Annotated in this window: 14 protein-coding genes; 5 read left to right on the top strand and 9 right to left on the bottom strand. The window is 38.5% G+C overall.

Annotated elements, in window-relative coordinates:
• Positions 1 to 29: 29 nt before the first annotated feature.
• The 6 genes from NMS_RS10930 to aroC form a co-directional block, all read right to left on the bottom strand.
• Positions 30 to 1,340: a hypothetical protein gene (locus NMS_RS10930; RefSeq protein WP_041496779.1), complete on the bottom strand. Its 1,311-nt coding sequence runs from the start codon at positions 1,338 to 1,340 to the stop codon at positions 30 to 32.
• Positions 1,316 to 2,482 carry a flavohemoglobin expression-modulating QEGLA motif protein gene (locus NMS_RS10925; protein WP_041496778.1) on the bottom strand — a complete coding sequence of 389 codons (1,167 nt, stop codon included), beginning with the start codon at positions 2,480 to 2,482 and terminating at the stop codon, positions 1,316 to 1,318. The genes NMS_RS10930 and NMS_RS10925 overlap by 25 nt, the downstream gene beginning before the upstream one ends.
• Positions 2,483 to 2,491: 9 nt before the next feature.
• Positions 2,492 to 3,322, bottom strand: coding sequence for an N-formylglutamate amidohydrolase (locus NMS_RS10920; RefSeq protein ID WP_316931170.1), 831 nt, complete (start codon positions 3,320 to 3,322; stop codon positions 2,492 to 2,494).
• 1 nt (position 3,323) lies between these two features.
• The gene (gshB, locus tag NMS_RS10915; RefSeq protein WP_084217703.1) at positions 3,324 to 4,355 is read right to left on the bottom strand and encodes a glutathione synthase; all 1,032 of its coding nucleotides are present in this window, start codon (positions 4,353 to 4,355) and stop codon (positions 3,324 to 3,326) included.
• A gap of 195 nt (positions 4,356 to 4,550) precedes the next feature.
• Positions 4,551 to 5,879: a dicarboxylate/amino acid:cation symporter gene (locus NMS_RS10910; RefSeq protein ID WP_041496773.1), complete on the bottom strand. Its 1,329-nt coding sequence runs from the start codon at positions 5,877 to 5,879 to the stop codon at positions 4,551 to 4,553.
• Between the two features lie 42 nt (positions 5,880 to 5,921).
• On the bottom strand, positions 5,922 to 6,998 hold the full coding sequence (gene aroC / locus NMS_RS10905) for a chorismate synthase (protein ID WP_041496771.1): 1,077 nt from the start codon (positions 6,996 to 6,998) through the stop codon (positions 5,922 to 5,924).
• Positions 6,999 to 7,096: 98 nt separating this feature from the next.
• Here aroC and NMS_RS10900 point away from each other — a divergent pair, with 98 nt between their 5' ends.
• The 3 genes from NMS_RS10900 to NMS_RS13550 are packed head-to-tail and all read left to right on the top strand — an operon-like array spanning position 7,097 to position 9,517.
• The gene (locus tag NMS_RS10900) at positions 7,097 to 7,888 is read left to right on the top strand and encodes a tetratricopeptide repeat protein (RefSeq protein ID WP_148311383.1); all 792 of its coding nucleotides are present in this window, start codon (positions 7,097 to 7,099) and stop codon (positions 7,886 to 7,888) included.
• A complete protein-coding gene (locus tag NMS_RS10895; RefSeq protein ID WP_041496768.1) occupies positions 7,885 to 8,679 on the top strand; it encodes a hypothetical protein in 795 nt (264 codons plus the stop codon). Before NMS_RS10900 ends, NMS_RS10895 begins: the two co-directional genes overlap by 4 nt.
• A gap of 49 nt (positions 8,680 to 8,728) precedes the next feature.
• A complete protein-coding gene (locus NMS_RS13550) occupies positions 8,729 to 9,517 on the top strand; it encodes an energy transducer TonB (protein ID WP_148311382.1) in 789 nt (262 codons plus the stop codon).
• A 14-nt stretch (positions 9,518 to 9,531) separates the two neighbouring features.
• Here the strand turns inward: NMS_RS13550 and NMS_RS10885 are convergent, their stop codons facing one another.
• The 3 genes from NMS_RS10885 to mtaB form a co-directional block, all read right to left on the bottom strand.
• Positions 9,532 to 10,236, bottom strand: a complete 705-nt coding sequence (locus NMS_RS10885) for a hypothetical protein (RefSeq protein WP_041496767.1) — start codon at positions 10,234 to 10,236, stop codon at positions 9,532 to 9,534.
• The gene (locus tag NMS_RS10880; RefSeq protein WP_041496765.1) at positions 10,236 to 10,571 is read right to left on the bottom strand and encodes a PadR family transcriptional regulator; all 336 of its coding nucleotides are present in this window, start codon (positions 10,569 to 10,571) and stop codon (positions 10,236 to 10,238) included. The genes NMS_RS10885 and NMS_RS10880 overlap by 1 nt, the downstream gene beginning before the upstream one ends.
• 85 nt (positions 10,572 to 10,656) lie before the next feature.
• Entirely contained in the window at positions 10,657 to 11,982 is a 1,326-nt protein-coding gene (mtaB, locus tag NMS_RS10875; protein WP_041496764.1) for a tRNA (N(6)-L-threonylcarbamoyladenosine(37)-C(2))-methylthiotransferase MtaB, read from the bottom strand.
• 122 nt (positions 11,983 to 12,104) lie between these two features.
• On the opposite strand from mtaB, the gene NMS_RS10870 reads away from it, so the two are divergent.
• Positions 12,105 to 13,715, top strand: a complete 1,611-nt coding sequence (locus NMS_RS10870) for an ABC transporter substrate-binding protein (protein ID WP_041496763.1) — start codon at positions 12,105 to 12,107, stop codon at positions 13,713 to 13,715.
• Positions 13,715 to 14,668 (top strand): tRNA dihydrouridine synthase, encoded by a 954-nt coding sequence (locus NMS_RS10865; protein WP_041496761.1) that lies wholly within the window; start codon positions 13,715 to 13,717, stop codon positions 14,666 to 14,668. Before NMS_RS10870 ends, NMS_RS10865 begins: the two co-directional genes overlap by 1 nt.
• The last annotated feature ends 14 nt before the right edge of the window (positions 14,669 to 14,682 follow it).

Genomic DNA, 14,682 nt, shown 5'->3' with positions numbered 1-14,682 from the left:
CTACTTAAATCAGAATGGTGAATACCTAATTAGTACTTTGATTTTTGAAAGCCTAAATCCACATTAGGGTCAATCACAATTCCTGTATCATCAATAGAAATAACTCTAGGGAGTACTACAATTCCTAAATCTTTGCACCACTCATTCGATTTTTTGAGGTTGCTGCCTAGATTCCAGCCAGCGATTTGAGAATTCAACTGAAGGGATCTCCATAGCTCCTTGTTCAATTCGTTATCAAGCGAATAGGTGACAAAATAAACATCTTCTTGTTTTTTATTGGCATGAAATTGATTCCAGCGATTCAAGTTTTGAATAAAATTTGGATCCTTAAGACTGTAAACAAAGAGATACACTTTTTTTCCTTTAAGTTGATCAAAACTTACAGCTTTGCCGTCTAAAGCGAAACTAGGTGGGTTCATAAACTCAGTTCCAACTCCTGTTTTCCTACTCCTACGGTGCAGACGCCGGTCTTCTCTATCATGTGGAGTATATTGAGGCTTTGCAACATCAAATAAATATTCTGCTTTAGGATGATGTTCCGTAGATTGTACGAATGCTTTTGTTTGCAAATCATTGATCATCGCATAACCGTTCAAATCTCTCAAGTAGCGACGGCCTTTACCTTTTGAATCTAAATTCACTAACCTTTTAAAATGGTACGCTCGAGCCATTTCTCTATAAAAAGGTATCGTCGTATAATAGCGATGATTATTAAAATCAATTTTAGGGAAATCTACTAACTCCAACTCCGTCAAGTCTGACTTTTTTTCTTTTAACACTTGATGAGTAAGCAATACATAGTTGCTATAAGAGCTGTAGTATTGATTTTCGTCTTCTTTAAAACGAGCTGAAAATGGGTAAGAATTTAATTCTGTAATCCATGTAGAGCTTAAGCTATCCAAAGAAACAGTTAAATCTTCAATAGGTCTTTGAAGTAAACCTGGTAAATTACTGTATTCTTTAAATGCTTTACGGCGCTGTAATAAAAAATCGTTTTTAACTGCGCCTTGAGCGCCAGAGTATACTATAGTAGTTGTTGAATCTTGTTGAAATACGGCGATATTGAAATCGTCATATTCTTCTAAGTGTAACGGATAAATTTGGTTTCCAACCACAAGATTATTGAATCCTGAATAACCCCACCTATAAGCGGTGTCAACTTTTCTATACACATAATCTACTACTGGATCTGCAGCTATAGCTATAATAGATTTATCAGCAGGTTCTTGGGATGTAGTCACATAGATAGGAACCTCAATAGGGTGTTGAGCAAAAGCTGTTGTAATGCTAATCAAGCATATGGAAAAGAGGGCATTTACTTTAAGTTTTCTAAGATCCATTCGACACGTTGATTAGTATTGTGGTTTTTTTGAAACGATTTGCAAGGGAAAGATATAGGTTTTACCAAATCCAATTCCTTCAAATGATTCACTACTGGTTCATATTCTATGGAACATTTACCCAACAACAATGATTCCATACTCATTCCTGCTTCATATCGCGAATAAATTTTTTGTAATCCTGAGAGGTACAGCGCATCTTTAGTAAAACCACCACCACGATGTACTCTCAATACAATATTGAAAGCTCGTTCGCGATCTAAACCGAACTGGTTATGAATTAAATTGAAGGTCTCACTAAAGTCATTCCCCTTAATTAAAGAATCTGTGGCTATGACACGATAAGCCAACTCTCTCAACCGGGAAACAGTAAGGTTACCGCTCATATATTCAGCAAATACCGCCAGTCCTTCTTGTGTTTCTACATTATTAGGAAATCCGTTACTAAAAATATGTAAGGGTTGTTCTGCTGCATTGAATGTGGTTACCAAGTGCACTCCAATCTCGTGGTGAGCTAATACATTAAGTTGATGCTGAGAAAACAAATGATTCTTTTTTAAAATCAGCATTTGGTCTTTATTGGAGACCATGGCAGCTGCACTCATCGCGCTACTCGTCTTTATACCAAAATCAAAGTCATAAATACGCTTGTACTCATTGAAGAATTCAATGGCATCGTAGGTGGATATAGTAGGTATAGATAAAGCTGTTTGCTCTACAGCGCCCTCATCGTGATGGAGGATAAACTTTGCATTCTCTACCATCTTATCCGTAGGAGTGCCGTAAAAGCGCAGGCTGTTGAAATAGAACCGATTGCCTGGTTCACTTATGGTCTCAATACATTGTAGCATACCGCTATAGGTATAAACTACATCCTTATAGAGCTCCCGTATCATAGGGTCATCTATGTCTTTCAATCGCTGGCTAAAAAACAGCCTATGCAATTTATAAGTATCGAACCGGACCTTACGATATTTGAATTCAGGATCGTATTTATACTTTTCCTTGAAAAATTTCTTTCGCTCCTGAGCAATGTTTAATGGATTAATGAAGGCAAGTAACTCAAGATTACGCACCAGCCGGTGGATATTGTCATCAATCTCGTGAACTACTTGAAATTCCTTAGTGATTTTTGATTCCAAACATTAAGTTTAAGATTCATAGGTATGGTGGCGATCATAAAATCTGTGTGCGTGTGATTGTATGTAATACTTCAATTTATCCTTAAGGGTATGCACTACTTCAGGGAAAATGACACCAGTCTCCTCGTCGCAATAAATTTTAGAAACCTCAGTGGCCAAAACTAAAGAGTTCAGCGAGTTAGAAGTAACGTATTTCAAAAAATATCCATTACCCTGAAAGACATCATTAATTGCACAGGTTACTTTTTGATCAATAGGCAAAGTCACATTGTTGAGAATTTCCTGCCATTGAGTGATTGCTAAATTGTATTTCATCTGATCCACATTTGAGGTTCCTAGATTGAAAACAGGAACTTCACGATCCCAACGTTTCCTATTGTAGGAATGAAAATCATAAAAAACAGCAGTGCCGAATTGCTCCTCTAGCTTAACAATCAATTGTAAAACTACCCTGTAAAAATTATCATGTTTTTCTAAAGCTCGCATTTTTTCAGCTTCAGAAAGTGGTGTTTTCCAAAGCGTCTTTCCCCAGGCAGTTTCATAAATAGCCTCCTTAGGGTCACGGTTCAAATCGTATTCAAACCTACTATCATGCGCGATAATGGTTATGGGTAATAAGGAAATCATGTTGCCAGTACAAGGATCTTCCTCATACCACCTGTCATATTCCGTATGCAAGCATTTGCTCCATAGTCGTTTATCAAAATGGTGCCCATCATGCACTGCAGCGCAAACATATGGGACGTAATCATCAATCTTGATGGAAAAGGAATAATCATCAGCTACTGCGTGAAAGGTTTCCTCATTCTCGATCTTACTCAAGATCTTACGTATGGACATTTTATTCATTAATCAGCTTGCTTTTTAATTTAGTGGTTCTATCAAGTGCTTGTACACGTATACTGGTTTCCTCTTCAAAATAATCGACAATCTTTTGTTGAATCTTTGTTTTTGAAGCTTTGTTGATTTGTATAATTCCTCCAGGGGACATCACATTTACCTCGACCAGCATGCCGTTGATAACATCAATACCCACAAAGTAAAGTCCATCTTTTACTAATTTAGGCCCAATTTTCTTGCAGAGTAATTTTTCCTCCGGAGTCAAAGTGTGCTTTTCAAAAGTCCCGCCAGCACTAATGTTTGAGCGATGATCATCGCCACCTGGAACGCGACGCACTGCGCCAATAGGTTTCCCATTTAATAATAATATTCTAGAATCTCCTTTCTCTGCACCATCAATGTAGTCTTGTAAGATGATGTAGTTTGTGGTTCCATCCTTATTATCAATATAAAAATCCAATAAGCTATTTACATTTCCCATGGCAGACTTCTCCACCATGATCACCCCACTACCTCCATAGCCATTCAAAGGCTTCATAATCATTTTCTCTCTGGGATTCTCTTTAATTACTGACTTTAGATATTCTTTGTTTTTAGAAACGTGAGTGCGCGGTATGATGGTATTGTCTGGATCATCAAAACATGCGGTGTATAACTTGTTATTTGCCTCTCGCAGGCCTTCTATATCATTAACAATAAAAACATCATCCTTAACGCTGTCTAGGAAGTTAAGTGCTATAGGATCCAGGGGAGGATTTGCACGCATCATTAAGACATCAAAACCTGCCAAAGGCAACATCTTTTCTTTAAGTTCTGCACGTTTGTAAAAGGAACGCTGCTGTGCTGGAACATTGTCCATTTTTCGTATCATTTTAGAAAAAGCATAGGCTACACTATCTCTAATGGTAAGGTTTGCAGGTGTTGCGATAGCTACTCGATGACCGCGTTTCACGCATTCATGAATAATGGCAAGAGTAGAGTCAGTTTCTGGCGCAATTTCTTCCCAGGGATACATTAAAAAACAGACATTCATAGTTTTGGATATTGGTTGGTACGCGCAAACTATGAATAAAAGATATAGATTGATGTTAAGTAAATGCAATAGTTAGAAGCAGAGAGCTGTTGGTTTGTTCGCTTTCGCGAAAGCGTAATCCACCAATTATCTACTACAAGAAAACTCAACCCACTGAATAGGAAATGAGAAAAATCGTGTGCGACCTGGGCTAAATTATGAAGTCACCTCATCCAGGTTGTCGTCCCAATCTTCCACCTTAGGCTCACCAAATTTTCCAAGAGATTTTGCCACTATAGAAGCTACAGTAGCATCTCCAGTAACGTTTACAGTTGTACGCAACATATCTAAAGGTCGATCAACCGCAAAGATTAAAGCCAGCGCAATGGGAAGCAAGTCGCTAGGGAAACTGATAGATTCCAAAACAATCACCAGCATCACCATTCCTGCACCAGGCACAGCAGCAGAACCAATAGATGCTAGCAACGCTGTGAGAACAATAGTTAATTGAGCCGTCAATGCAAGTTCAATACCTAGAGCTTGACACACAAAAACCGCAGCTACAGCTTGGTATAAACTAGTTCCATCCATATTGATGGTAGCCCCTACAGGAAGTACAAAACTGGCTACTTCTTTTTCAACCCCCATATGTTCTTCAACACGTTCCATAGTTACCGGTAGCGTGGCCGCACTAGAACTGGTAGAAAATGCAAGCAATTGTGCAGGTGCAATTTTATCTAAAAACCATAGTGGGGATTTTTTGACGTAGAGCCAGAAAATCAAACAGTAAACGCCTATCATCAAAAGCAAACCTAAAACTACCGTTCCTGCATAAAACAACAAGGCCAATAAAATATCTGGATCATCTGCACTAACAACAACATTAGCTAGCAGTGCAAATACAGCAAATGGAGCTGTCAACATGATCAGGTCTACCATTTTAAGTACAACATCATTTAAAGAATCGAAAAAGTTCTTCAATGGTTCTGCTCGTTTCTCGCCTATGAGTAGCATAGAAATACCTAGAAATATAGCAAAGAAAATTACTTGAAGCATCAAGCTATTGTTGGCCATAGCAGCTACCGCATTATCCGGAACCATGTCAACTAAGGCTTGTAAGGGTCCGGCGTCTTTTTGGGCAGCAGCAGTAGTAAGTTTACCTGCTATGTCCGAGTTCCCCTCATAAGTAGCGCTTAAATTATCAATAGTTTCCTGTGAGATTCCAGCACCAGGGTTTAACACGTTAACTAATACCAATCCTAGAGTAATAGCAATAACAGTCGTTGCAATGTAAATTAGAATAGTGCGCAATCCCATTTTGCGAAACTTAGCAATATCTTTCAGATCAGAAATCCCTTTGATCAGGGATGCTAAAATCAATGGAACTGCAATCAGCTTCAATAAATTAACGAAGATGGTCCCTAACGGATTGATCCAATCTTCTACAAAGCCTCTACCCCAATCAAATTGGATCATTAGAAATCCAAACAGAATCCCTAAGGTCATTCCAATTAATATTTGCCAGTGTAATGCTAACTTCTTCATGTAAGTGGGGTATTATTTCTTTTTGTAAATATCAAAATCTATTCAAGAGTACGTGTTAACTCTAGCTGTTTTATTTCTTAAAAAGTGATCTGCAAGGACCAGCGCTGCCATAGCTTCTACTATAGGCACGGCCCGCGGTACAACACAAGGGTCATGGCGGCCTTTGCCTTGCATTTCAGTAGCGTTACCTTGTTTATCAATTGTAGGCTGGGACTGCATGATCGTGGCGACTGGTTTGAAAGCCACTTTGAAATAGATATCCATTCCGTTAGAAATGCCTCCCTGAATACCGCCGCTATGATTGGTTTTGGTACTTCCATCCTTCTCATAGAGGTCGTTGTGCTGGCTACCTAACATTTCACTTCCAGCAAAACCACTACCATATTCAAAACCTTTGACGGCGTTAATAGAAAGCATGGCTTTGCCTAAATCTGCATGCAATTTATCAAAAACAGGCTCGCCTAAAGATGCCGGTACGTTTTGAATCACGCAACTTATAACACCTCCAATGGTATCCCCTGCCTTTCGCACTTGCATTATTTTGTCTTCACACGCTTTCGCGAAAGCGGAATCTGCACAACGCACTGCATTATTCTCAATTTCTTTAAAATCGAGTTCTTTGTAGTTTTTATCTAATTTCAAATCGCCGACGCTACTGGTATAGGCATGAATTTGAAGGCCTGCCAGCATTTGTTTTGCAACGGCACCCGCCACAACTCTGGAAGCTGTTTCCCGCGCGCTACTGCGGCCACCGCCACGATAATCTCTCGTACCGTACTTGTCATCGTAGGCCTTGTCTGCATGACTGGGTCGATACGAATCCTTGATGTGCGAATAGTCTTTGGACTTTTGATTTTCATTAACTATTTGGAAACCAATAGGCGTACCCGTAGTCACACCTTCAAAGATTCCAGACAAAAATTGCACAGTATCCGATTCTTTGCGCTGAGTTACAATTTTACTTTGGCCTGGCTTACGACGGTCTAAATCACGCTGAATGGCTTGAAAATCTAGCTGAATTCCTGCTGGACAGCCGTCAATGATACCCCCAATCGCTACTCCATGAGACTCACCAAATGTGGTCAATTTAAAAACAGTCCCAAATGTATTTCCAGCCATAGGAAGCAAATATAAGGTTTGCAAAGTATAAATTTTAACCTTGAATTAAGTTTTGAAACAGCCTCTAGGGATCACTATATTTGGAAAAAGTTGCTACGATGCTTTACCGGTTTTTCTTTGTGATTCTTTCACTGATGATTTCAAATGTTTATTCACAAGAAAAATATTCTGAAAATAAAAAAATAGAAAAAGATTTTCAAAAGGTCGAAAAACTCTACCGCTCTCAAAAATTTGAAAAAGCGAAGCGACTATTTGAGGATATCGATTCAGAAGACTCCGCATTATCACCTACCTCAGAAATAGATTACTTACTAGGAAACATTGAGTTTGCTTTAGGAAATTTTGAAGAATCTAGAGTTGCTTACTACAATTTCATAAAAGATCTAGATTCAAATGATTCACGAAAGGTCATAGGTCAATTGAGCCTGGGTAGAGCTACTGCTCGTTTGAATTATTTTGAGCAGGACAAAGAGGATCAACTTTATCGAGATTCCTTAAAATTAGCACCTAAGGTCAAAAAAAAGTACAATCCAGAGGACTATAAGGTTTTTGAGCGAGTTCCTATCTATCCGGGTTGTGAACTAGTATCAGGAAACGCCATGCTCAAATCATGCATGCAATCTTCCATGAATAACTTGATAACTAGTCGATTTCAGAAAGGTCTAATAAGTTCTGTATTTCCATATCCTAAAGGACGAATTGAGACCAAGTTTAAAATTAATAGTGAAGGTAAGTTAGAAATCCTGCAAGTAAAAGGAGTGAGTCCTCTATTAGAAATTGAAGCTATAAGGGTTTTAAATACTATTCCAGCATTATCTCCAGGAATCCAAAGGGACAAACCCTTGAGTATCATTTATAGACTCCCCATCGATTTGACATTTGTAAAATGAGCATTAGTAAACCAACTATAAAAAGATTGCAATTATTGACCATTATTTTACTAATGGCACTTATTCATAAGGGTCATGCGCAATCCATAGATTTAAATTCTAGATTATTTCAAAGGTCAAAAGCTGCCTATGGAGAACTTGATCTCAAAAAAGCCAAGAGACTGTGTTTGAAAGCTATGGAAAAAGATGATTTGAAGGAGCAACCTGACGCACAGCTTCTATTAGCTAATATTTACTTCGCTGAAAAGGCTTTTGATGAATCGAGGAAACTTTACTATAAGATATTAACTGGACTTGACATTACCGATGATCGGAGAACTTTTTTACAGAATGCTATTTCAAGATCTCAAAAAAATATAAATCATATCAAAGATTTAAAAGTTCCCAAACAATCATTTGAAGGTGAAGTTGCTAGTGGCATTGTGAATCTTAATAATTTTGAAAAAGTAACAAGTCTGGACAGTATGGTTATTTATCCAGGCTGTAGCGTCTATGAAGATCAAAAAACAACCGACAAATGTTTTCATTATTATGTAAACGATTTAATTAGTTTCAATTTTGATAAAACGATTTTGAAGGATATTGGAATCAATGTACCTACCGTAATTTACCCGTTCTTTACTGTTACAAACGAGGGAACATTAAGTGATATTGAAGTTTATGCTGCACATCCCTTGCTAGAATTAGAGGGAATCAGAATCTTACGAGAAATGTCAAAACTAAAACCAGCAACTGTAAATGGAAAACCTATTGCTGTGAAAGAATCTATGCATGTTCATATTTGGAATTAAATAGCCTCTTTACTACGACCAAAGCTCAATCACATTGAATCAAAAAATTATGAGATTTTACATTCTTACATTTTGCATAGCTATTTCTACATGCGTTACAGCCTTTGCGCAAATGCCTGATCTCAATAAAAAAGAGATCCGATTATTGAACAAAACCTTAAAAGCTTATTCTGCTCAAAATTTTGAGAAAGCGCTGGATCTAGTCAAAGAGAGTATGGCATCTGAGGAATTAGAAAAACTTGGATTGGTTCATATGCTAGAGGGCAATATTTATTTTGCACTGGAAGATTTGGAACTTGCAAAAGCTTCGTATTTAAAAGCGATTCAATTGTCTAAGCCCAACGATCCCGCCATTTCTATCGCTCAAGTGGGCCTTGCCCGCAGCATGGAAAAAATCAACATAAGGAAAGAAATAGAAGCAAAAAAGAAGTTTGAAATAGAGAAGCAGTCCATTAAAAAGGAAACGGACAGTATTTCAGAAATTACTGCCTTTGCCATTATTGAACAAGTACCCGTGTTCCCTGGTTGTGAGTCAGGTACTACCAACGCAGAATATAAAAGATGCATGCAAAAAGGCATTACTACCCATGTTTCTAATAATTTCAGAGCTTCAGTCGCTGGCCCCATAGGATTAAGCGGCAGAATAAATATCAACGTCCAATTTAAAATTGATAAGTCTGGGGAGATCATAGGTATCAATGCCCAGGCAGTTCACCCTATTCTGGAAGAAGAAGCAATCCGAGTCATAGAGCGACTTCCTAAAATGCAGCCTGGGAGGCAAAAAGGAAAACCAGTAGGTGTAATTTATGGATTACCTATCATTTTTGACGTAAAGTAGCAGCTGGAACAACTTTACACCATTCGATACTCAGGATACGTCTGCTCCAGATATTCATCTGCCATCTGTGGAATTTCAACCGTCATGATGTAAAGGAAAAGGTAGAAACTGCAAATAATCATACTTAAAATCAAAATCCAGACTGAATTCATTTCTGAAATTCCAGAGAGCCGACCGAAAATGTTATAGAAATGTAGGGGTATTAATGCAACACCTCCTGTTGCTGCTTGACTAAAAATAATATCTTCAAACATCCATTTCTTGTCACTGGCTACCCGAGTCTTCTTAATTTGTTTCCTTCTATAAAAAGTAGCTGAAATGTAGATAATGGCACTAGTAACTATAGCTCCTAAGAAAAACTCCTCTGAAACACTTGTATATTTTAAAATGGTATACGCAATCAAGATGCTGAGCACAAAACCTAAAATTTTAGGTAATCTCATATAATCCTTGAAATGTTGCCAAACGATTTTTGCATACTTCTTACTCATCGCCTTTTGACGCTGTTCTAAAACATCCATAAATCCAAAAACACCAAATTTTTTAAACTCCCGATCTCTAGCTTGCTCAAAAGTTAGATTAGTATTTTCATTCCATTGTTGATCAATGCCATTGGCCATGTGATCTACAAGTTCAGTTTGAAGGTCGTAATATTCTACAAAATGTTGTCTTGTGAATTTGTATAAAGATTCGATTTGCTGGTCCGTTAATTGCGACATCAATAACTCAATTTAGGTTGAAACAGTTGCTCCATAGTATTCATGTATTCTTTTAGGGCTTGCAATTGGGTCACACGCTCTTGTTCACCAGCTTCTGTGATTTTATAGTATTTACGGATGCGTTTGTCCACCTTCTCTACCTCTACTGTAAGGAAATTTTCAGCTTCTAGTTTGTGAAGTATGGGATATAAAGCACCTTCCTTAATACTTAAAGATCCATTGGTCTTTTCCTTGACTTTTTGCGTGATTTCATAACCATACATCCGGCCTTCTGCTTCCAATAATTGGAGCACAATAGCTGTAAGATTACCACGAAATAAGGAAGGGTTTGACATACCTATGTAACATAGGTATAAAACTAACAATTAATTTCAAACGTGCAAGAGCGATTGATAAATAGTTCGCTTTCGCGAAAGCGAACTATAAAATATCCACGCGTACGGTACCATCTTCATCGATCTCTAACAATTGTACCGGCTGCAAATGATTGACAAGTTCTGGATTGTAATAGGTTTTTACTTTGACATAATTCTCTGTGAAACCTTGAATAAAGCCTTCCTTGTTTTCAGCTTCCCAAAGGACTGTTTTTGTTTTGCCTAGTTGGCTTTCATAGAATGCACGACGTTTTTTAACCGAGAGTCCGCGCAGCATTTTAGAGCGTTTCTTGCGCACATTCATAGGAACAACTCCTTCCATTACCGCAGCCTCTGTATCGTCGCGTTCAGAATAGGTAAATACGTGCAAATATGAAATATCAAGATCGCTTAGGAACTTATAGGTATCCATGAAGTGATCGTCTGTCTCGCCAGGAAAACCGACGATCACGTCAACGCCTATGCAGCAATCGGGCATTAGTTCCTTGATTTTTTTTACTCGATCGACATACAGTTCACGCTTATAGCGACGCTTCATTTTACCCAGCAACTCATTGCTTCCTGACTGTAACGGTATGTGAAAATGAGGTACAAAAGCTCTGGACTTTGAAACCAATTCTATGGTTTCATTCTTCAATAAATTTGGTTCAATGGAAGAAATACGAAGTCGTTCAATCCCTTCTACTTGATCTAATTGGGTTACAAGGTCTAAAAAGGTGTGCTCATGCTTTTTATTTCCAAATTCGCCTTTACCATAGTCCCCTATATTGACGCCAGTCAATACGATTTCCTTAATGTCCTGAGCGGCAATTTCGCGAGCATTTTCGATTACATTTTCCATAGTATCGCTGCGAGAGATTCCTCGCGCTAATGGTATCGTGCAATACGTACATTTATAATCACACCCATCTTGAACTTTTAAAAACGCCCTGGTGCGATCACCTATCGAATAGCTTCCCACATAAAAGTCTGCCTCATCAATCTCACAAGAGTGGATTTGCGCTGGCTCATCTTTTGAAAGTTGGTGGATATAATCTGTGATCTTGAATTTCTCTGTTGCCCCTAAAACCAAATCGACACCGTCAACAGCCGCTAGTTCTTCTGGTTTCAATTGCGCATAACAACCTACCGCAATGGTAAACGCATCTTTATTTTGTTTTTGAGCCTTTTTCACTATGGACTTAAAACGTTTGTCTGCATTCTCCGTTACGCTACAGGTATTGATGACATAAATATCAGCAGCTTCTTCAAACTCCTTACGTTCGAAACCTTGCTTATCAAAATCACGAGCAATAGTAGAAGTCTCGCTAAAATTAAGCTTACAACCTAAGGTATAAAATGCGACCGATTTCTTGTCTGCGACTGCGTTCATGTTCCTATTTTACCAGACTGCAAAGATACCTTCATTTAAAGACTGAAAAAACTTTCAATGACTTAATAACATTCTCCCACACTAGCAAATCGCTACTCACTCAAACCAGTATCTTTGCCACCATGAAAAAGGGTTTTCTTCTCTTATTATTAGCACTAATTGTAGTGCGCTGTGCTGATTCTGGTGAGGCGATTGATGAAACTACGGTCTTCCGTTATAATGAACATGCAAACATTACCAGTCTGGATCCTGCGTTCTCTAAAGACCAGCGCAATATTTGGGCTTGTAACCTTATCTACAATGGATTGGTAAAACTAGATCAGAATCTGGAGGTAGTGCCTGATTTGGCCGAGAATTGGCACGTCAGCGAGGATGGACTTCTATATCACTTCGAACTTAAAGATAGTCTCTATTTTCATGAGAATATCGCTTTCGCGAAAGCGGAAAACGCTACAAGTGCATTGGAAGTTTCTGCAGCTGATGTAAAATACTCTCTGGAACGATTGACCGATCCTACAGTGGCATCTCCTGGGTCTTGGATCATGAGTAACGTGGATAGCATTTCCGTAGTAAGTGAAAATGAGTTAATCATTAAGCTCAAAAACCCCTTCCCTGCTTTTTTGGGTTTATTAACCATGAAATACTGCTCTGTTATTCCTAGACCTGAACGCTTAGATGCAGATTACGATCAGCGGTCCAACCCCATAGGCACGGGACCTTTCTACATGAAGCGTTGGGAGGAAAACGTAAAATTGGTATTGCGTAGAAATGATTTATATCATGAGGTGGACGATGAAGGTAAAGCCCTTCCCTATTTAGAAGCCGTAGCTATCACTTTCAAAAATGATAAACAATCAGAATTTTTAGAATTTGCACAAGGGAATTTAGATTTTATAAACGCTCTCGATCCCAGTTATAAGGATGAATTGCTGACAACACAAGGCGAATTGAAACCTGCCTATGCAACTCGCGTTCAAATGATCAAGGCACCGTTCCTGAATACTGAATATTTAGGATTACAATTAGATAGCAACACGCCAGAACTACAAAGTGAAAAAATACGCAAGGCTATCAATCTAGGTTTTGATCGCAAGCAAATGATCAAGTATTTGCGCAATAATATAGGAACTCCCGCAAACAGCGGGTTTATCCCTGCTGGACTACCTGCAGGTGGCAAGGTTCAAGGCTACGAGTATGATCCTACAAAAGCCAGACAATTAGTTTCTGAATATGTGAGCGAATCTGGTAACCCAAACCCACAAATTACGATAAGTACAAACGCAAACTATCTGGACCTGTGTGAATACATTCAAAAAGAATTAGAGAAAGTAGGTATTCAAGTGGAGGTTGAAGTAATGCCACCTTCCACCTTAAGGCAAGCGCGAAGTGCTGGTCAATTGGACGTTTTCCGCTCCAGTTGGATTGCAGACTATCCAGACGCAGAAAATTACTTATCTCTGTTTTATTCTAAAAACTTTTCACCTAACGGGCCCAATTACACGCATTTTTCAGATCCACAATTTGATGCGTACTATGAAAACGCTTTAACTAATCCTGACCCTAAAGAACGAGAAGCTCTCTATATAAAAATGGATTCTATGATTATAGACAAGGCTGCAATTGTGCCATTGTACTATGATCAAAGTGTTAGATTTATTAGTAAAAATGTTCACGGACTTGAAACTAATGGGATCAATATTCTGGACCTAACCCGAGTTTATAAAACCAATTGATGTCCAAACCCTTTACTCTTCTATCCTCACCTCTACAAGGTTTTACCGACTTTAGATTCCGTAATGCGTTTCATAAATTTTTTGGTGGTATTGATACGTTTTACGCGCCTTACATACGGTTCAATGGGAAATTAGAAATCAAATCTTCCTATCAACGAGATTTAGAGCCTGAGAATAATACAGTGCCAGAATTGATCCCACAAGTCATGACTGCAGATGCAGAAGAGTTTCTACTCGCTGCGAACTACATCAGGTCCTTAGGATATAAGGAATTAAACTGGAATCTAGGTTGTCCCTACCCTATGGTGACTAAGCGCGGTATGGGCTCTGGACTCATATGCAATCATGAGCAAATTGATCATATACTGGAACGAGTTCATGCAGAAACTGATGTTGTAGTTTCCATGAAAATGCGCATGGGTTACGAACATGCGGGCGATATTTTGGAAACTTTCGAAACACTTGAAAAATATCCACTTAAGAGTATAGCGATTCATGCACGCACAGGAAAACAATTGTATAAAGGCGGTGTCGATCTAGAGGCATTTCAAAAATGCGTGGATCGAGCGAAGCAAAAGCTTTACTATAATGGTGATATCACAAGCGTCAGCATTTTTAAAGAACGCCAAGATCGCTTCCCCTCTATAGATCATTTTATGATAGGTAGAGGCTTGATTGCAGACCCGTGGTTGCCATATATGATTCAAAATAATCTTTCAGCATATCCCGCAGACCGCTGGGAACGATTTAGGGAATTTCACGACACCATATATGCAGATTATGATGCCTTCTTGCAAGGGCCTACTCCTATAAAAATGAAAATGCAGGGGTTTTGGGGCTATTTTGCAGAGCAGTTTGACAACCCTCAAAAAACCATGAAGAAGATTAAAAAAGCTGGGGGTTCTCGCAACTATGTGACTGCAGTGAACGAGATTTTAAATTCTGTCAAGTAAGTCAAAATAATACG

Source organism: Nonlabens marinus S1-08 (assembly GCF_000831385.1).
In the GTDB taxonomy this organism is placed as follows: domain Bacteria; phylum Bacteroidota; class Bacteroidia; order Flavobacteriales; family Flavobacteriaceae; genus Nonlabens; species Nonlabens marinus.
Note: the sequence above shows the minus strand (reverse complement) of the source record. Positions and strands in the feature narration are given on the sequence as shown.